The following is a 17918-nucleotide window of genomic DNA, read 5'->3' as shown; positions in this document are numbered from 1 at the left end:
CCGGAGCCTCGTGGGAGACTGACGCCCATGCTGCGTTGGCTCACCGCGGGCGAGTCCCACGGCCCCTCCCTGGTCGCGATCCTCGAGGGCCTCCCCGCCCACGTCGAGGTCACCTCCTCCGACATCCAGGACTCCCTGGCCCGCCGCCGGCTCGGCTACGGCCGCGGCGCGCGGATGAAGTTCGAGCAGGACCAGGTCACGCTCGTCGGCGGCGTCCGCCACGGCCGGACCCAGGGCGGCCCGGTCGCGATCGAGGTCGGCAACACCGAGTGGCCCAAGTGGGACAAGGTGATGGCCGCCGACCCGGTCGACCCCGAGGAGCTGGCGACGATGGCGCGCAACGCGCCGCTGACCCGGCCCCGCCCGGGCCACGCCGACCTCGCCGGCATGCAGAAGTACGACTTCGAGGACGCCCGGCCGATCCTCGAGCGCGCGTCGGCCCGTGAGACCGCCGCCCGTGTCGCGCTGGGCCGGGTGGCCAGCAACTTCCTCGAGCAGGCCGTCGGCGCCCGCATCGTCTCCCACGTCATCGAGCTGGGCGGGGTCCGCGCCCCCGACGGGCTGTGGCCGCAGGCCGACGACGTCGCGCGGCTCGACGAGGACCCGGTGCGCTGCCTGGACGGCGACACGTCCCAGCGGATGGTCGAGCGCATCGACGCCGCCCACAAGGACGGCGACACCCTCGGCGGCGTCGTGGAGGTCGTCGTGCACGGCCTGCCGCCGGGCCTGGGCTCCCACGTCCACTGGGACCGCCGCCTCGACTCGCGGCTCGCCGGCGCTCTCATGGGCATCCAGGCGATCAAGGGCGTCGAGGTCGGCGACGGCTTCGAGCTCGCCGCCACCCCCGGCTCGCTCGCCCACGACGAGATCGTCCCGACCGACGAGGGCATCCGCCGCGTCTCCGGCCGCTCCGGCGGCACCGAGGGCGGCATGACCACCGGCGAGGTGCTGCGCGTGCGGGCCGCGATGAAGCCCATCGCGACCGTGCCCCGCGCGCTGCGCACCGTCGACGTCGCGACCGGCGAGGAGGCCGTCGCCCACCACCAGCGCTCCGACGTGTGCGCGGTCCCCGCGGCCGGCATCGTCGCCGAGGCGATGGTCGCGCTGGTGCTCGCGGACGCGGTGACCGAGAAGTTCGGCGGCGACTCGGTGGGGGAGACCCGGCGCAACGCCGAGTCCTACCTCGCCACCCTGCGCTACCGGTGAGCGCCGCGACGCACGGCCCGCGGGCGGTGCTCGTCGGCCCGATGGGGGCCGGCAAGACCACCGTGGCCGGGCTGCTCGCCGACGCCTGGGGCACGACCGCGCGGGACACCGACCAGGACGTCGAGGCGGCCGAGGGCCGCTCGGTCTCCGACATCTTCGTCGACTCCGGCGAGGCGCACTTCCGGCGGCTCGAGGCCGACGCCGTCGCCACCGCGCTCGCCGAGCACGACGGCGTCCTGGCGCTCGGCGGGGGAGCGGTCCTCGACCCGGCGACCCGCGAGCGGCTCGCCGGCCACCGCGTGGTCTTCCTGCGCGTGGGCCTGGCCGACGCCGTCAAGCGGGTCGGCCTCGGCACGACGCGGCCGCTGCTGCTCGGTGGCGTACGGTCGCGGGTCAAGGCGCTGCTCGACGAGCGGACGCCGGTGTACGAGTCGGTGGCCACCCTGGTCGTCGACACCGACGGGCGCACCCCCCAGCAGGTCGCCGACGAGATCCTGGAGGCCCTCTCCCGATGACTGACCCCACCCCCGTGAGCACCACCGCGACCACCCTGCACGTCGGCGGCGCGTCGCCGTACGACGTCGTGGTCGGCACCGACCTGGCCGGCCACCTGCCGGCGCTGGTCGGCGACGCCGCCGAGCGGGTCGCGCTCGTGGTGGACACCCGCCTCCAGCCCTACGCCGACGCCCTCGTCGAGACCCTGGGCGAGCGCGAGGTGCTGGTCTTCGCGGTGCCCGAGGGCGAGGAGTGCAAGTCCGTCGAGGTCGCGGCCGAGATCTGGAACGCGCTCGGCGAGGAGGGCTTCACCCGCTCCGACGCCGTCGTCACCCTCGGTGGCGGCGCGACGACCGACCTCGGCGGCTTCGTCGCCGCGACCTGGCTGCGCGGCGTCCGCGTCGTGCACGTGCCCACCACGCTGCTGGCGATGGTCGACGCCGCGGTCGGCGGCAAGACGGCCGTCAACACCGACGCGGGCAAGAACCTCGTCGGCGCCTTCCACGAGCCGGCCGGCGTGCTGTGCGACCTGTCCTACCTGCGCACCCTCGCCGGCGAGGAGCTCGTCTCCGGGCTCGCCGAGGTCATCAAGTGCGGCTTCATCGCCGATCCCGAGATCCTCCGTCTCGCCGAGTCGGTCGAGCCCGGCACCCTCGACGTCGACGACCCGGTGCTGCGCGAGCTGGTCGAGCGGGCCATCCGCGTCAAGATCGACGTCGTCGTCGACGACCTGCGCGAGACCGGCGGCCGCGACGGCCACCCGGGCCGCGAGGTGCTCAACTACGGCCACACCCTGGGCCACGCGATCGAGGCGGTCAGCGGCTACTCCATCCGCCACGGCGAGGCCGTCTCCCTCGGCTGCGTGTACGTCGCCGAGCTGGCGCGGCTCGAGGGCCGGATCGGTCCCGAGCTCGTGCAGCGCCACCGCGACGTGCTGGGCCGCTTCGGGCTGCCGACCGGCATGACCGGGCCGTCCTTCGAGGACGTGCTCGCGGTCATGCGCGTGGACAAGAAGACCCGCGGCTCGCAGCTGCGGTTCGTGGTGCTCGACGACGTCGCACGGCCGGCCGTGCTGGCCGGGCCGTCGGAGGACAACCTGCGCGCGGCGTACGCCGCCCTCGAGCTCGGGGACGAGGCACCGGACCAGCCGTGAGGGTCCTCGTCCTCAACGGGCCGAACCTCGGCCGGCTCGGCCGTCGCCAGCCCGAGATCTACGGCACCACGACCCACGCGGAGCTCGTCGAGCTCTGCGTGGCGTGGGGCGCCGACCTCGGCCTCGAGGTCGAGGTGCGCCAGACCAACCACGAGGGCGTGATGGTCGACTGGCTCAACGAGGCGGCCGACGACCGCACGCCGGTGGTGCTCAACGCCGCGGCCTGGACGCACTACTCCTACGCCGTGCTCGACGCGTGCGCCCAGCTCGAGGCGCCGCTGGTCGAGGTGCACCTCTCGGACCCGAAGCAGCGGCCCGAGGAGTTCCGGCACCACTCGGTCGTGACGGCGTACGCCGTGGAGGTCGTCGCGGGCCACGGCGTCGACGGCTACCGCATGGCCCTCGAGGTGCTCGCACGCGGCTGACCCCCTGCGGCCTCGTGCTGCCCACCGTGCGCCCTGGCGCTCGCCGGGCAGCACGAGGCCCGTATTCGGGGGAAGGAGCGCCGCGCCGGTAGACTCGTGCGCCGTGCCCGGAGGCGCCCAGCGGGCGGCCACGAGCACCTCCGCCCACCGGACGACGACGAAGGCTGACAACGCGCGCATGGCAACGACGAACGACCTCAAGAACGGCATGGTCCTCAACATCGACGGGCAGCTCTGGTCCGTGGTGGAGTTCCAGCACGTCAAGCCGGGCAAGGGCCCCGCCTTCGTGCGGACCAAGCTCCGCAACGTCGAGTCGGGCAAGAACGTCGACAAGACCTTCAACGCCGGCACCAAGGTCGAGACCGCCACGGTCGACCGTCGCACCATGCAGTACCTCTACAACGACGGCACCTCGTTCGTCTTCATGGACGTCCAGTCCTACGACCAGCTCGAGGTCGCCCCCGAGATCGTCGGCGACGCTCAGAACTTCCTCCTGGAGAACCAGGAGGTCATCGTGGCCACCAACGAGGGCCGCGTCCTGTTCATCGAGATGCCGGCCTCGGTCGAGCTCGTCATCACCTTCACCGAGCCCGGCCTCGCCGGCGACTCCGCGACCGGCCGCACCAAGCCGGCGACGCTGGAGACCGGTCACGAGATCCAGGTGCCGCTCTTCATCAACCAGGGCGAGAAGGTCAAGGTCGACACCCGCGACTCCTCCTACCTGGGACGCGTCAAGTCCTGATGGCGGCTCGTTCGACGGCCCGCTCCAAGGCCCGCAAGCGCGCGCTCGACGTGCTCTACGCCTCCGACATGCGGGGCGAGTCGCCGGTCGAGGCGCTCGACCGGGCGATCGCGGAGGGCGAGGGCCCGACCAACGACTACACCGCGACGCTGGTGCGCGGCGTGGTCGAGCACCAGGACCGCATCGACGGCCTGCTGCGCGACTACTCCGAGGGCTGGACCCTGGAGCGGATGCCGGCGGTCGACCGCAACGTCCTGCGCCTGGGCCTGTGGGAGCTGCTCTACGCCGAGGACGTCCCTGACTCGGTCGCGATCAGCGAGGCGATGGCCCTCGTGCGCGACCTGTCGACCGACGAGTCGCCGCAGTTCGTCAACGGCGTGCTGGGCAACCTCTCGCGCAACAAGGCGAGCCTGGACTGACGCCCCCGGCGGGCGGCCCCTGCATCGTCAGCGGGGGCCGGGCTTGACCCGTCGCGCCATGCTGGCGCGATGAGCAACGAGCAGCACGAGCACGAGGTGGACCTCGTCGTCGTCGGCCTGGGGCCCGGCGGCGAGGCCCTCGCCACCGGAGCGGCGCAGGCCGGGCTCTCGGTGGTCGCGGTCGACAAGCACCTGGTGGGCGGTGAGTGCCCCTACTACGGGTGCATCCCGTCCAAGATGATGCTCCGCGCCGCCGGCACCCTCGCCGAGGCCCGCCGCGCGGGGACGCTCGCCGGCGACGTCGACGTCACGCCGTCCTGGGCGCCGGTGGCCCGCCGGATCCGCGAGGAGGCGACCGACGACTGGGACGACACCGTCGCGGTCCGCCGGCTCGAGGACGCCGGCGCGACCGTCCACCACGGCACCGCCCGCCTCGACGGGGTACGCCGCGTGCTCGTCGAGCTGCGCGACGGCTCGACCCGCGCCTACACGGCCCGCCGCGGCGTCGTGGTCAACCCCGGCACCCGTCCCGCGGCGCCGCCGGTGCCCGGCCTGGAGGGCACGCCCTACTGGACCAACCGCGAGGCGCTGCAGGCCACCGAGGTGCCGGCGTCGCTGGTGGTGCTCGGCGGCGGCCCGATCGGCTGCGAGCTGGCCCAGGTCTTCGCGCGGTTCGGCTCCCGGGTCACCGTGCTCCAGCACAACGAGCGGCTGCTGCCGCACGACGAGCCCGAGGCGTCGGCCGCCCTCGAGCGGGTGCTCGCCGAGGAGGGCGTGCGGGTGGTCACCGGCGCGGAGACCAGCGAGGTCCGGTGGGCCGACGGCGGCTTCACGGTGATGGTGGGGGAGGAGCGGGTCACCGGCGACCGGCTGCTCGTCGCCACCGGCCGCACCCCGAACCTCGACGGGCTCGGCCTCGACACCGTCGGGCTCGACCCGTCCGCGCGGAGCGTCGAGGTCGACGAGCGGCTGCGGGCGGCCGAGGGCCTCTGGGTCGTCGGCGACGTGACCGGGCACGGCGCCTACACGCACGTGTCGATGTACCAGTCCGCCATCGCGCTGCGCGACGTGCTCGAGCAGGACGGTCCGTCGGCGGCGTACTCCGCGGTGCCGCACGTGACCTTCACCGACCCCGAGGTCGCCGGCGTCGGGATGACCGAGCAGCAGGCGCGCGACGCCGGGCTGCGGGTGCGGACCGGGTCGACGCCGATGGAGTCCTCCTCGCGCGGCTTCGTGCACGGCCCCGGGGCGGCGGGCCTGGTCAAGCTCGTCGAGGACGCCGACCGCGGCGTGCTCGTCGGGGCGACCGTCGTCGGCCCGGCGGGCGGCGAGGTGCTGCACGCGCTCGCGGTCGCCGTCCACGCGGAGGTCCCCGTCGACCGGCTGCGCACGATGATCTGGGCCTACCCGACGTTCTCCCGGGCGATCGAGTCCGCGCTGGCAGACCTGGGTAACTGACGCGTGTGACCGCCCTCCAGCAGCAAGCCCGCCGCGCCGACGCCAGCCCCTGGTTCGACCGGGCGGTGCGGGTGGGGCTCGTCGCCTACGGCACGGTCTACGTCGTCATCGCCTGGCTCGCCGTCCAGCTCGCGCTCGGTGACCGCGAGGGCGAGGCCTCGACCAGCGGGGCGGTGCGGGAGCTCGCGCAGCAGCCGTTCGGCGAGGTGCTCGTCTGGCTGGTCGCGATCGGCATGTTCCTGCTCGTGCTGTGGCGGCTCTTCGAGGCCGCCGTCGGTCACCGCGACGAGGACGGTGCGAAGCGCGTGCGCAAGCGGCTGACCTCGGCCGGCAAGGCGGTCATCTACGCCGCCATCGGCACCAGCGCGGTCCGCGTCGCCAGCGGCTCGGGCGGCGGTTCCGGTGGCTCCGGCGGGGGCGGCGGCGGTGGAGGTGGCGGCGGGAAGTCGTCGGAGGAGACCCTCACCGCGACGCTGATGGACCTGCCGCTCGGCCAGGCGATCGTCTTCCTCGTCGGCCTGGCGATCATCGGCTACGGCGTCGCGCTGGTCGTGCGTGCCTGCACCCACAAGCTCGAGGAGGACCTCAGCGCCGAGGGCCGCAGCGGCGACACCGGGACGGCGTACGTCTGGCTCGGTCGGATCGGCCACGTCGCCAAGGGCATCGCGCTCGGCATCGTCGGCGGGCTCTTCTGCTACGCCGCGGCGACCCACGAGGCCAAGAAGTCCGGCGGCCTCGACGAGGCGCTGCGCGAGGTGCTCGACCAGCCGTTCGGCCCGGTGCTGCTCGTGCTCGTCGGGCTCGGGATCGGCTGCTACGGGCTGTTCACCTTCGCCCAGGCCCGGCACCTGTCGCGATGAGCGCACCCGTCGAGGTCGACGTCGTCGTCCTGGGTCTCGGCGCCGGCGGCGAGCACGCCGGCATCAAGCTGGCCCGCGCCGGGCTCGAGGTCGTCGGCGTCGAGAAGGACCTGGTGGGCGGGGAGTGCCCGTTCTGGGGCTGCACCCCGTCGAAGCTGATGATCCGCGGCGCCCACGTGCTCGCCGAGGCGCGGCACGTCGACGAGCTCGCCGGCCGCGCCGTGGTCGAGCCCGACCTCGGGCCCACCGCGCGCCGCATCCGCGAGGCCAACCACGACTGGAGCGACGACGGGCACAGCCTGCCGCTGCAGGAGGCCGGCGTCCGGCTGGTCCGCGGCCGCGGCCGGCTCGACGGGCCCGGACGCGTCGTCGTCGAGACCACCTCCGGCACGCAGACGTACGTCGCCCGGCGCGGTGTCGTGCTCGCGACCGGGACCGAGGCGTCCGCCCCGCCGGTCCCCGGCCTGGTCGGCACGCCGTACTGGACCAACAAGGAGGTCGTGCACGCCACCGCCGCCCCCGCCCGGCTCGGCGTCCTCGGCGGCGGGCCGATCGGCGCGGAGCTGGCGCAGGCCTTCGGCCGGTTCGGCTCCGCGGTCACCCTGCTGGAGGCCGGCCCCCGGCTGCTCGGCGCGGAGGAGCCGGAGGCGAGCGCGGCGGTGGCCGCGGCGTTCACCCGCGAGGGCGTCGACGTCCGCACCGGCGCCGAGGTCGAGCAGGTCGAGCACCGCGACGGGGAGTTCCACCTGCAGCTAGCCGACGGCGAGGTCGTCGTCGACGAGCTGCTCGTCGCCACCGGCCGCCGGCCCACCCTGCACGGCATCGGCCTCGAGACCGTCGGGCTCGACCCGGACGCCGACCGGGTCGCGGTCGATGACCGGCTCCGCGCCGGCGAGCGGCTGTGGGCCGTCGGCGACATCACGGGGGAGGGTCCCTACACCCACGTCGCGAAGTACCAGGCCGTCGGCGTCGTCGCCGACGTGCTCGGCCGCGACGTGCGACCGGCCGACTACCGCGGGCTGACCCGCGTCACGTTCACCGACCCCGAGGTCGGCGCGGTGGGGCTCACCCAGCAGCAGGCGCGCGACACCGGGGTCGACGTCCGCACCGGGCACGCCGACGTCCCGCGCTCCAGCCGCGGCTGGATGCACGGACCGGGCAACGAGGGCGTGGTCAAGGTGGTCGCCGACGCCGCGCGTGGGGTGCTGGTCGGCGGCACCGTCGTCGCGCCGTACGGCGGCGAGGTCATGGGGCTGCTCTCGACCGCCGTCCACGCGGAGGTGCCGGTCGAGGTGCTGCTCGGCATGCACTTCCCGTTCCCGACGTTTCAGCGCGCGATCGAGACGGCGCTGCGCGACCTCGACCTGTGACGCGACCTGTGACGGGGCCGGACACCCGCGCCTGTGACCTGGGCCTGGTCCGGACCGGCCGGGGGGACGTGTGGCCTGCGGGTATCGGGGGAAGGACCACCCCGAGCACCCACCAGCTCGAGCACCGACGAGCGCCGACGCCCACGAGGCGGCGCACCCCGATCGCCCCGACGGAGGAGCACCCGCATGAGCCAGCCGCAGGACCCGTACCAGCGGAGTGACCAGCACGACCTCTCCGACACCAGCGACCGGCTCTACACGCCCGAGGAGCTGGGGGCGTACGCCGCCGGCCAGCGCGCCACGCCGGACCCGCTCGGCGACCCGTTGACCGACCCGCTCGGCGACCCCCTGGCCGACCCGCTCGCCGACCAGCGGCACAACACCCGCGAGGTCCCGCAGATCCACCCGCAGCAGGCCGCCCCGCCCACGGCGCCGCCGCCGAGCGCCCCGCCCGCCGGCCCGCCCCAGGCGAACCCGTGGCCGAGCACCCCGCCTGCCGCTGCCCCGCCTGCCGCAGCCCCGCCTGCTGCTGCCCCGCCTGCTGCTGCCCCGCCCGCGGCGGCCCCGTCCGCCGCGCCGCCGGCTGCTCCGCCGGCCGCGCCGCCCGCTCCGGCCGTCGAGCACACCCCGGCCGAGCAGCCCGGCGGGGACCACCAGGCCGAGCCGCGGCGGTTCATGACCGCGACCGACTTCCTCGACCGACGCGCCGACGAGGTCGACCACGGCCCGGCGACCTGGGGTTGGCGCGGCAAGGTGCGCCGCTGGAGCGGTGGCCTGATCTCGCCGCGGATGGGTCCGGCCGAGACCGACCACGAGAACGACCGGCGCACCATCCAGCGCGACTTCGAGGGCCCGCGCACGATCGCCTTCATCAACCCCAAGGGCGGCGCGGCCAAGACGACCGGCGTCCTCGCGGCCGGCTACACCTTCGGCACGGTCCGTGGCGGCGGCGTGGTTGCGTGGGACAACAACGAGACCCGCGGGACGCTCGGCATCCGGGGCACCCGCAGCACACACCGCAACACCACGCGCGAGCTGCTGGAGGACCTCAACCGGTTCAGCGACGTCTACCAGTCGCGGATCGGCGACCTGGGCGCGTTCGTCCGCTCCCAGGGCGACGCCCACTTCGACGTGCTGGCCTCCGACGAGCGGCCCGACGTCACCGGCATGATCCGCGCGCAGGACTTCCAGGCGGTGCACGCGCTGCTGGAGCGGTTCTACCGGGTGATCCTCGTCGACACCGGCAACAACATGCGCGCCGAGAACTGGCTGGCCGCCGCCGACGCCGCCGACCTGCTCGTCGTCACCAGCACCGTCCGCGAGGACACCGGCTACTCCGGCCTGTGGATGCTCGACGCCCTCCAGGACGCCGGCTACCAGAACCTCAAGCACAAGACGGTCACCGTGCTCTCCGACCCCTCCGCCCAGGTGGACAGCAAGCTCGCCCACGACCTGGTGCAGGTCTACGAGCAGCGGACCCGTGGGGTCTACCGGGTGCCGTACGACCCGGCCCTGGTCTCCGGCTCGGTCGTGCCGTACGCCTCGCTCTCCGAGGCCACCCGCCGCCAGTGGCTCAAGGCCTGCGCCGGGATGGCCGCCGCCCTCTGAGGTGGGCGGACGAGCGAAAGTTTCAGCGGCCAGCCGATGTATCTCCCGGTTGGCCGCTGAAACTTCATCGGCCAACCGGGAGTTCCAGCGGCCAGCCGATGAATCTGCCCCCCGGCTGGAGCGCCACCCCGGTGCGGATCAGTCCTTCGCCGCACCCCATCCGTGCCAGCGGTCGATGCTCATCCAGGCGCTGACGCGGGGCGACTCGCGGTCGGGGTAGGGCTGCCCGCCGTAGTGAGTGCTGCACCGGTCGATGTCGACCAGCCCCTCGTCGTCGCGCATCTCGGTGACGCGGCCGATGAGGGAGACGTGGGTGTACCAGCTCGCCTCGTCGAGCACGGTCAGCGAGACGCGTGGGTCGCGGCGCAGGTGCTTCAGCCGCACCCGCGTGGCGTCCATGTTGAGCAGGACGCGGTCGTCGTTCTCGAGGACGTACCACGTCGCCACCGACACCGGCGTCCCGTCGGAGCGCAGGGTGGTGACGACGGCGGGGTTGGGCTTGCGCAGCAGCGCGCGGACGTCGTCGGGGAAGGGGAGCTCGGGCATGGATCCTCCTGGTCGCGGGTTACCGGTCGTGAGCAGTCCCGTACCCACCGACCACCATCGAGGAAGTGCCACCCCATGCGCGCAGTCGTCTACCGCCGGACCGGCCCGTCGAGCGTCCTGGAGGTGGTCGACCGCGACGTGCCGGAGCCGGGGCCCGGCGAGGTGCGCGTCCGGCTGGTCCGGGCGGGGGTCAACCCGACGGACTGGAAGTTCCGCGCGGGGATGATGAGCGGGTACGACGAGGTGACGCCCGGCATGGACGGCGCCGGCGTGGTCGACGCGGTCGGCCCGCACGTCGTCGGGTACGCCGAGGAGGACCGGGTCTGGGTGTTCCTGGCCCAGCACGGCCGGCCCCACGGCACGGCCGCCGAGCACGTCGTCCTGCCCGCGACGCAGGTCGTGCACCTGCCGGTGGGGGTGTCGTACGACGTCGGCGCGGCCCTCGGCGTACCGGCCATCACCGCGCACCGGGCGCTCACCAGCGGCGAGGACGTCGACCGGCTGCGGCCGGGGGCACTCGCCGGGCGGACCGTGCTGGTCGCCGGGGGAGCGGGCGCCGTCGGGAACGCGGCGATCCAGCTGGCGCGCTGGGCCGGGGCCACCGTGGTCGCGACGGTCAGCAGCGACGAGAAGGGCGCGCTGGCGATCGCCGCGGGCGCCTCCCAGACGGTCAACTACACGGTCGGCGACCCGGTCGCCGAGATCCGGGAGCTCGCCCCCGACGGGGTCGATCTCGTGGTCGAGGTGGCGCCCGCGCAGAACAACGACCTGGACCGCGCGGTCACCCGGGTCCGCGGCACGATCGCGATCTACGCCAACAACGGTGGCGACGAGTTCTCGATCCCGGTGCGGGAGACGTTCTCGAGGAACCTGCGCTACCAGTTCGTGCTGCTCTACACCCTCGGCGAGGACCTGCTGCGGGCCGCGGCCGAGGACGTGACCGCGGCCCTGGAGGACGGCGCGTTCGCGGTCGGGGAGGACGCCGGCCTGCCGCTGCACCGCTACGGCCTGGAGCAGACCGCCGCCGCCCACGACGCCGTCGAGGGCGGCGCCGTCGGCAAGGTGCTGCTCGACATCGGCGAGGAGTGACGCGAGGAGGGACCCGCGCCCGCTGGTAGGGTCAGCGCCGTTCGACATCCTTTAACGAGCCGTCCCGTGAGGCGGAGAAGGAGGTCCAGCGCACTGATGTGTGCCCAGCCTGCCCCCGAGGACACCACCGGCCGTGTGGTGCTCGACGCCCGCGACATCGCCCGGGCCCTGACCCGCATCTCCCACGAGATCCTCGAGCGCAACAAGGGTGCCGGCGACCTCGTCCTCCTCGGCATCCCGAGCCGGGGTGTCCCGCTGGCCGAGCGGATCGCCGAGCGGATCGCCGCGGTCGAGGGGTACGACGTGCCGACGGGCTCGCTCGACGTCACGATGTACCGCGACGACCTGCGCCTGAAGCCGGCCCGTGCCCTGCTGCACACCGAGATCCCCGAGGAGGGGATCGACGGACGCACCGTCGTGCTCGTCGACGACGTGCTCTTCTCCGGCCGCACGATCCGGGCGGCGCTCGACGCCCTCAACGACCTCGGCCGGCCCCGCGCCGTGCGTCTCGCGGTGCTGGTCGACCGCGGGCACCGCGAGCTGCCGATCCGCGCGGACTTCGTCGGCAAGAACCTCCCCACCTCGCTGGTCGAGCGGGTCAAGGTGACGCTCGCGGGCATCGACGACGTCGACGCGGTCACCATCCACGGCGAGGCCGGCGCGCCGGTGGGGGAGGCCCGGTGAAGCGGCACCTGCTCAGCGCGGCGGACCTGACCCGCGACGACGCCGAGCTGGTGCTGAGCACCGCGGCCGAGCTGCGGTCGCTCGCCGACCGGCCGATCAAGAAGCTGCCCGCCCTGCGCGGCCGCACGGTGGTGAACCTTTTCTTCGAGGACTCCACCCGCACCCGGATCTCCTTCGAGGCCGCGGCCAAGCGGCTCAGCGCCGACGTCATCAACTTCTCCGCCAAGGGCTCGAGCCTGTCCAAGGGCGAGAGCCTCAAGGACACCGCGCTCACCCTCGAGGCGATGGGCGCCGACGCGGTCGTCGTGCGCCACGGCGCCAGCGGCGCGCCGCACCGGCTCGCGCACTCCGGGTGGGTCCGCTCCAGCGTGGTCAACGCCGGCGACGGCACCCACGAGCACCCCACCCAGGCGCTGCTCGACGCGTTCACGATGAGCCGCCACCTCGGCCAGGGGAAGACCGGCAGCCTGGACGGCCGCCGGGTCGCGATCGTCGGCGACGTGCTGCACAGCCGGGTCGCCCGCTCCAACGCGCTGCTGCTCGCGACCCTCGGCGCCGAGGTCACGCTCGTCGCCCCGCCCACGCTCCTCCCGGTCGGCGTCGACAGCTGGCCGGTGGAGACGTCGTACGACCTCGACGCGGTGCTGCCGAAGGCGGACGCCGTGATGATGCTGCGGGTCCAGCGCGAGCGGATGCACGGCGGGTTCTTCCCGACCGCGCGGGAGTACTCCCGCCGCTACGGTCTCGACGGGCGCCGGATGGCGACCCTGCAGGACCACACGATCGTGATGCATCCCGGCCCGATGGTCCGCGGCATGGAGATCAGCGCCGAGGTCGCCGACTCCGACCGCTCCGTGATCGTCGAGCAGGTCACCAACGGCGTCGCCGTGCGGATGGCCGTCCTGTACCTCCTCCTCGGGGGAGCCCAGCCCGGAGGAGAAGAGTGAGCACGAGCTACCTGATCAGGAACGTCTCGGTCCTCGGCGGCGAGCCGACCGACCTGCACCTGCGCGACGGGGTGGTCGTGGCGGTCGGCGCCGTGTCCGACCCGGGCGACGGGGGCGTCGAGACGATCGACGCCACCGGTCTGGTCGCGCTCCCCGGCCTGGTCGACCTGCACACCCACCTGCGCGAGCCCGGCCGCGAGGACGCCGAGACCGTCGAGTCCGGCACCCGCGCCGCGGCCCGGGGCGGCTTCACGGCCGTCCACGCCATGGCCAACACCGAGCCCGTCGCCGACACCGCGGGCGTCGTCGAGCAGGTCTGGCGGCTCGGCCGCGAGGCCGGCCACTGCGACGTCTACCCGGTCGGTGCCGTGACCGTCGGCCTGCAGGGCGAGCGGCTCGCCGAGCTCGGCGCGATGGCCGACTCCGCCGCCCGCGTGCGGGTCTTCTCCGACGACGGCAAGTGCGTGAGCGACGCGGTGCTGATGCGCCGGGCGCTGGAGTACGTCAAGGCGTTCGACGGCGTCGTCGCCCAGCACGCGCAGGAGCCGCGGCTGACCGAGGGCGCGCAGATGAACGAGGGCGAGCTGTCCGGCAAGCTCGGGCTCGCCGGCTGGCCGGCCGTCGCCGAGGAGGCGGTCATCGCCCGCGACTGCCTGCTCGCCGAGCACGTCGGCTCGCGGCTGCACGTGTGCCACGTGTCGACCGCGGGCTCGGTGCAGATCGTCCGCGAGGCCAAGGCGCGCGGCGTCGACGTCACCGCCGAGGCCTGCCCGCACCACCTGATCCTCACCGACGAGCTCGCGGCGACCTACGACCCGATCTACAAGGTCAACCCGCCGCTGCGCACCCGCGCCGACGTCGAGGCGCTCCGGGCGGGCCTGGCCGACGGCACCATCGACATCGTCGCCACCGACCACGCGCCGCACCCGCACGAGGACAAGGACTGCGAGTGGTCCGCGGCCGCCTTCGGCATGCTCGGCCTCGAGACCGCGCTGTCGATCGTGCAGGAGACGATGGTCGACCCCGGCCTGCTCGACTGGGCCGGCGTCGCGGAGCGGATGTCCTACGCCCCGGCCCGCATCGGCCGCGTCGCCGACCACGGCCGGCCGATCGAGGTCGGTGCGCCGGCCAACGTCGTGCTCTACGACCCGTCGGTGCGCCGCACGGTCGACCCGACGGAGTCGGCCAGCCTGAGCCGCAACACGCCGTACCGCGGGATGGAGCTGCCCGGCCGTGTCGTCGCCACCTTCCTGCGCGGGCGGCCGACGGTGCTGGCCGGTGCGCTGGTCTGAGCTCGACCTCCCCGACCTCCCGGTCGGCGCCGGCCTCCCGGCGCTGACCGAGGCGCTGCGCGAGCGCTCGGCGGCCGTCCTGTGGGCGCCGCCGGGCAGCGGCAAGACCACCCTGGTGCCGCCGGCCGTCGCCGGGCTCGGCCCCGGACGCGTCGTGGTCACCCAGCCGCGCCGGATCGCGGCCCGGGCCGCGGCCCGCCGGCTGGCGAGCCTGATCGGGGAGGAGGTCGGCGGGACGGTGGGGTACGCCGTGCGCGGCGACCGCCGCTCGTCGCCGAGCACCCGGGTCGAGATGGTCACGACCGGCGTGCTGCTGCGCCGGCTGCAGCGCGACCCCGACCTGCCGGGTGTGGCCGCGGTCGTCGTCGACGAGGTGCACGAGCGCGCCCTGGACGCCGACCTGCTGCTCGCGCTGCTCGTCGACGTGCGGGCCCACCTGCGCGAGGACCTCCGGCTCGTCGCGATGTCGGCGACCATCGAGGCCGAGCGCACCGCCGCGCTGCTCGGCTCGCCGCCCGTGCCGGTGGTGGAGGTGCCCGGTGCGCTGCACCCCGTCACCACGACGTACGCCGCTGTCCCGCCCGGCCTGCGTCGCAGCGACGACCGCGGCGTGACGCCGGCGTTCCTCGACCACGTGGCCGCGACCGTCCGACGGGCGCTCGCCGAGCAGACCGGCGACGTGCTGGCCTTCCTGCCCGGGGTCGCCGAGGTCGACGGCGTGGTGCGCAGGCTGGCCGGCGACCCCGCGCTGGCCGCCGACGTCCGCCCGCTGCACGGCCGGCTCCCCGCCGCCGAGCAGGACCTCGCCCTGGCCGCCGGCCCGCGCCGGCGGGTCGTGGTGGCGACGTCGGTGGCGGAGTCGTCGCTGACCGTCCCGGGCGTCCGCACCGTCGTCGACGCCGGGCTGGTGCGCCAGCCCCGCACCGACCACCGGCGCGGCCTCGCGGGGCTGGTCACCGTGCGGGTCAGCCGCGCTGCCGCCGACCAGCGGGCCGGCCGGGCCGGGCGCGAGGGACCGGGAGCGGCCTACCGCTGCTGGGCCGAGGCCGAGCACCCCCACCTGCCGGCCCACCCCGAGCCGGAGATCGCCGTCGCCGACCTGACCGGCCTCGCGCTCGAGCTGGCGGTGTGGGGGAGCCCCGACGGGGCCGGGCTGGCGCTGCTGGACCCGCCGCCGGCCGCCGCGCTCGCGACCGCGCGGAGCACCCTGGTCGACCTCGGCGCTGTCGACGCCGACGGCGGGGTCACCGAGCGGGGCCGGGGGATCGCCCGGGTGCCGGCGGACCCGCGGCTGGCCCGGGCGCTGCTCGACGGCGCCCCGCTCGTCGGCGCACGCCGGGCCGCCGAGGTCGTCGCCCTGCTCGCGGAGGACACCCGCGCGCCCGGCGGCGACCTGGTGGCCGCGCTGCGACAGGCGCGCCGCGAGCGGCCGGGCGCCTGGCGTCGCGTCGTCGACGACCTCCACCGGCACGTGTCGGGCACGGCTGCCGAGGCGGGTCGGGGGATGACCGACGACCTGGCCGTCGGCGCCGTGGTCGCGCTCGCCCACCCCGACCGGGTCGCGCGGCGGCGGCCCGGCGCGGCCGGCACCGCGGCGTACCTCATGGTCGGCGGCACGGGCGCGGTGCTGCCGCGTGGCTCGGGGCTGGCCGGGACGCCGTGGCTGGCGGTCGGCGACGTCGACCGCAGGCCGGGGGACCGGGACGCGACGGTCCGCGCCGCCGCCCCGATCGACGAGGACCTCGCGCTCGAGGCCGCCGGTGCCCGGTGGCGCGAGGACGACGAGGTCGGCTGGGCAGGCGGCCGCGTCACGGCCCGCCGGGTGACCCGGCTCGGAGCGATCGAGCTGACATCGGCGCCGCTGGCGGAGCCGCCGGTCGAGGGCGTGGCCGCGGCCGTCCGGGAGGGCCTGCGCCAGGAGGGGCTCGCCGTGCTGCCCTGGACCGACGCCGCCCGGTCGCTGCGCGAGCGGGTGGCGTTCCTCCACCGCACCCTCGGCGAGCCGTGGCCCGACCTCTCCGACGAGGCGCTGACCGCCGGGGTCGAGACGTGGCTGGGTCCGGAGCTGGCGCGGGTCCGAGGCACCCGCGACCTGGCCCGCGTCGACGTCCTCGTCGGCCTGCGCCGACTGCTGCCCTGGCCCGAGGCCGGCCGCCTCGACGAGCTCGCGCCCGAGCGGCTGGCGGTGCCGAGCGGGTCGAGCGTGCGGGTCGACTACTCCGGCGAGCACGGCGAGCAGCCGGTGCTCGCGGTGCGGCTGCAGGAGACGTTCGGCTGGGCCGCCACGCCGCGGGTCGCCGACGGCCGGGTGCCGGTGCTGCTGCACCTGCTCTCGCCCGCCCGACGGCCGGTCGCCGTCACCGCCGACCTCGCGTCGTTCTGGGAGAACGCCTACCCGCAGGTGCGCGCCGAGCTGCGCGGCCGCTACCCCAAGCACGCCTGGCCGGAGGACCCGTGGACCGCGCCGCCGACCCGGGGCACGGGCCGGGGGACGGGCCTGGGGACGGGAAGGAACCGCGGCTCCTGAGCGTTGCGCCGGACATGACCGTCCCGCTCTCGATCCTCGACCTCGCCCCCATCGCCGACGGAGAGACCGTCACCAGCAGCATCGCCGCCAGCGTCGCGCTCGCGCAGCGCGCGGAGGAGCACGGCTACGAGCGGGTCTGGTACGCCGAGCACCACAACATGCCGCGCATCGCCTCCTCGGCGACCAGCGTGCTGATCTCCCACGTCGGCGCGCACACCTCGACGATCCGCCTCGGGGCCGGCGGCGTCATGCTGCCCAACCACGCGCCGCTGACGATCGCCGAGCAGTTCGGCACGCTCGAGGCGATGTACCCCGGACGCATCGACCTGGGGCTCGGCCGCGCGCCGGGCTCGGACCAGAACACCATGTACGCCCTGCGCCGCGACCCGCGCTCCTCCGAGCGGTTCCCCGAGGACGTGCTCGAGCTGCAGGCCTTCCTCGCCGGCGACTCGCGGGTGCCCGGCGTGCAGGCCGTGCCGGGCCGCGGCTCGCACGTCCCGCTCTTCATCCTCGGCTCCTCCATGTTCGGCGCCCACCTCGCCGCTCGGCTCGGGCTGCCGTACGCCTTCGCGAGCCACTTCGCGCCGCAGGCGCTCGAGGGGGCGGTCGAGGCCTACCGCCGCGAGTTCCGTCCCTCGGCGCAGCAGGAGCAGCCCTACGTCATCGCGGGCGTCAACGTCATCGCCGCCGACACCACCGAGCAGGCCCACGAGCACCACGCCGCCGTGCGTCGCACCCTCGCGATCGGTCTCTTCGGCAACGGCCAGGAGCTCTCCGACGTCGAGGCCGACGTGCTGCTGCGCCGCGGCGCTGCCACCCACGTCGACTCCATGCTCACCTACTCCGCCGTCGGTGCCCCCGCGGAGGTCGGCGACTACCTGCGGGCCTTCGCCGCCCGGGTCGGTGCCGACGAGCTGATCACCGCCCACCAGGCGCCCACCACCGAGGCCCGGCTGCGCTCGGTCACCCTCGCCGCCGAGGCCATGGAGCGCCTGGCCGCCTGATCCCCGAGTCCCGGGACAGCCCCGGGACAGCCCCGCGACGGCCCGGCGTGACGGGCGCCTCGCGGGGCCGGTCCACCGCGAGGCGTGCGCCGC

General features: G+C 75.1%; 17 protein-coding genes. 16 read left to right on the top strand and 1 reads right to left on the bottom strand.

Annotation, left to right across the window (positions count from 1 at the left end):
* The first annotated feature begins 27 nt into the window (after positions 1-27).
* The 10 genes from aroC (at position 28) to QWY29_RS09440 (ending at position 9736) form a co-directional block, all read left to right on the top strand.
* Positions 28-1206, top strand: a complete 1179-nt coding sequence (gene aroC, locus QWY29_RS09485; RefSeq protein ID WP_300960485.1) for a chorismate synthase — start codon at positions 28-30, stop codon at positions 1204-1206.
* 41 nt (positions 1207-1247) lie between these two features.
* Entirely contained in the window at positions 1248-1721 is a 474-nt protein-coding gene (locus QWY29_RS09480; RefSeq protein WP_300960777.1) for a shikimate kinase, read from the top strand.
* A 14-nt stretch (positions 1722-1735) separates the two neighbouring features.
* The gene (gene aroB, locus QWY29_RS09475; RefSeq protein WP_300960484.1) at positions 1736-2854 is read left to right on the top strand and encodes a 3-dehydroquinate synthase; all 1119 of its coding nucleotides are present in this window, start codon (positions 1736-1738) and stop codon (positions 2852-2854) included.
* Positions 2851-3279 (top strand): type II 3-dehydroquinate dehydratase, encoded by a 429-nt coding sequence (locus QWY29_RS09470; RefSeq protein ID WP_300960483.1) that lies wholly within the window; start codon positions 2851-2853, stop codon positions 3277-3279. Before aroB ends, QWY29_RS09470 begins: the two co-directional genes overlap by 4 nt.
* A gap of 178 nt (positions 3280-3457) precedes the next feature.
* Positions 3458-4021 (top strand): elongation factor P, encoded by a 564-nt coding sequence (gene efp / locus QWY29_RS09465; protein ID WP_166188930.1) that lies wholly within the window; start codon positions 3458-3460, stop codon positions 4019-4021.
* Positions 4021-4440 carry a transcription antitermination factor NusB gene (gene nusB / locus QWY29_RS09460; protein WP_300960482.1) on the top strand — a complete coding sequence of 140 codons (420 nt, stop codon included), beginning with the start codon at positions 4021-4023 and terminating at the stop codon, positions 4438-4440. The genes efp and nusB overlap by 1 nt, the downstream gene beginning before the upstream one ends.
* A gap of 69 nt (positions 4441-4509) precedes the next feature.
* The gene (locus QWY29_RS09455; protein WP_300960481.1) at positions 4510-5898 is read left to right on the top strand and encodes a dihydrolipoyl dehydrogenase family protein; all 1389 of its coding nucleotides are present in this window, start codon (positions 4510-4512) and stop codon (positions 5896-5898) included.
* Positions 5899-5903: 5 nt separating this feature from the next.
* Positions 5904-6758 (top strand): DUF1206 domain-containing protein, encoded by an 855-nt coding sequence (locus QWY29_RS09450; protein WP_300960480.1) that lies wholly within the window; start codon positions 5904-5906, stop codon positions 6756-6758.
* Positions 6755-8128 (top strand): dihydrolipoyl dehydrogenase family protein, encoded by a 1374-nt coding sequence (locus QWY29_RS09445; RefSeq protein WP_300960479.1) that lies wholly within the window; start codon positions 6755-6757, stop codon positions 8126-8128. Before QWY29_RS09450 ends, QWY29_RS09445 begins: the two co-directional genes overlap by 4 nt.
* Before the next feature lie 186 nt (positions 8129-8314).
* Positions 8315-9736 carry a MinD/ParA family ATP-binding protein gene (locus QWY29_RS09440; protein ID WP_300960478.1) on the top strand — a complete coding sequence of 474 codons (1422 nt, stop codon included), beginning with the start codon at positions 8315-8317 and terminating at the stop codon, positions 9734-9736.
* 138 nt (positions 9737-9874) lie between these two features.
* On the opposite strand, the gene QWY29_RS09435 is transcribed toward QWY29_RS09440, so the two are convergent.
* Positions 9875-10282: a PPOX class F420-dependent oxidoreductase gene (locus tag QWY29_RS09435; RefSeq protein WP_300960477.1), complete on the bottom strand. Its 408-nt coding sequence runs from the start codon at positions 10280-10282 to the stop codon at positions 9875-9877.
* A gap of 75 nt (positions 10283-10357) precedes the next feature.
* Here QWY29_RS09435 and QWY29_RS09430 point away from each other — a divergent pair, with 75 nt between their 5' ends.
* The 6 genes from QWY29_RS09430 to QWY29_RS09405 all read left to right on the top strand — a co-directional run bounded on the left by QWY29_RS09430 (position 10358) and on the right by QWY29_RS09405 (position 17825).
* Positions 10358-11371: an NADPH:quinone reductase gene (locus tag QWY29_RS09430; protein WP_300960476.1), complete on the top strand. Its 1014-nt coding sequence runs from the start codon at positions 10358-10360 to the stop codon at positions 11369-11371.
* A 96-nt stretch (positions 11372-11467) separates the two neighbouring features.
* A complete protein-coding gene (gene pyrR, locus QWY29_RS09425; RefSeq protein WP_300960475.1) occupies positions 11468-12055 on the top strand; it encodes a bifunctional pyr operon transcriptional regulator/uracil phosphoribosyltransferase PyrR in 588 nt (195 codons plus the stop codon).
* On the top strand, positions 12052-13002 hold the full coding sequence (locus QWY29_RS09420; protein ID WP_300960474.1) for an aspartate carbamoyltransferase catalytic subunit: 951 nt from the start codon (positions 12052-12054) through the stop codon (positions 13000-13002). The genes pyrR and QWY29_RS09420 overlap by 4 nt, the downstream gene beginning before the upstream one ends.
* Entirely contained in the window at positions 12999-14294 is a 1296-nt protein-coding gene (locus tag QWY29_RS09415) for a dihydroorotase (protein WP_300960473.1), read from the top strand. The genes QWY29_RS09420 and QWY29_RS09415 overlap by 4 nt, the downstream gene beginning before the upstream one ends.
* On the top strand, positions 14281-16821 hold the full coding sequence (hrpB, locus tag QWY29_RS09410; protein WP_300960472.1) for an ATP-dependent helicase HrpB: 2541 nt from the start codon (positions 14281-14283) through the stop codon (positions 16819-16821). Before QWY29_RS09415 ends, hrpB begins: the two co-directional genes overlap by 14 nt.
* Positions 16822-16835: 14 nt before the next feature.
* Positions 16836-17825, top strand: a complete 990-nt coding sequence (locus QWY29_RS09405; RefSeq protein WP_300960471.1) for an LLM class flavin-dependent oxidoreductase — start codon at positions 16836-16838, stop codon at positions 17823-17825.
* The last annotated feature ends 93 nt before the right edge of the window (positions 17826-17918 follow it).

This window comes from Nocardioides abyssi (assembly GCF_030412915.1).
In the GTDB taxonomy this organism is placed as follows: Bacteria; Actinomycetota; Actinomycetes; order Propionibacteriales; family Nocardioidaceae; genus Nocardioides; species Nocardioides abyssi.
The sequence above is the reverse complement of the archived record's forward strand: the minus strand, read 5'-3'. Positions and strand labels throughout refer to the sequence as shown.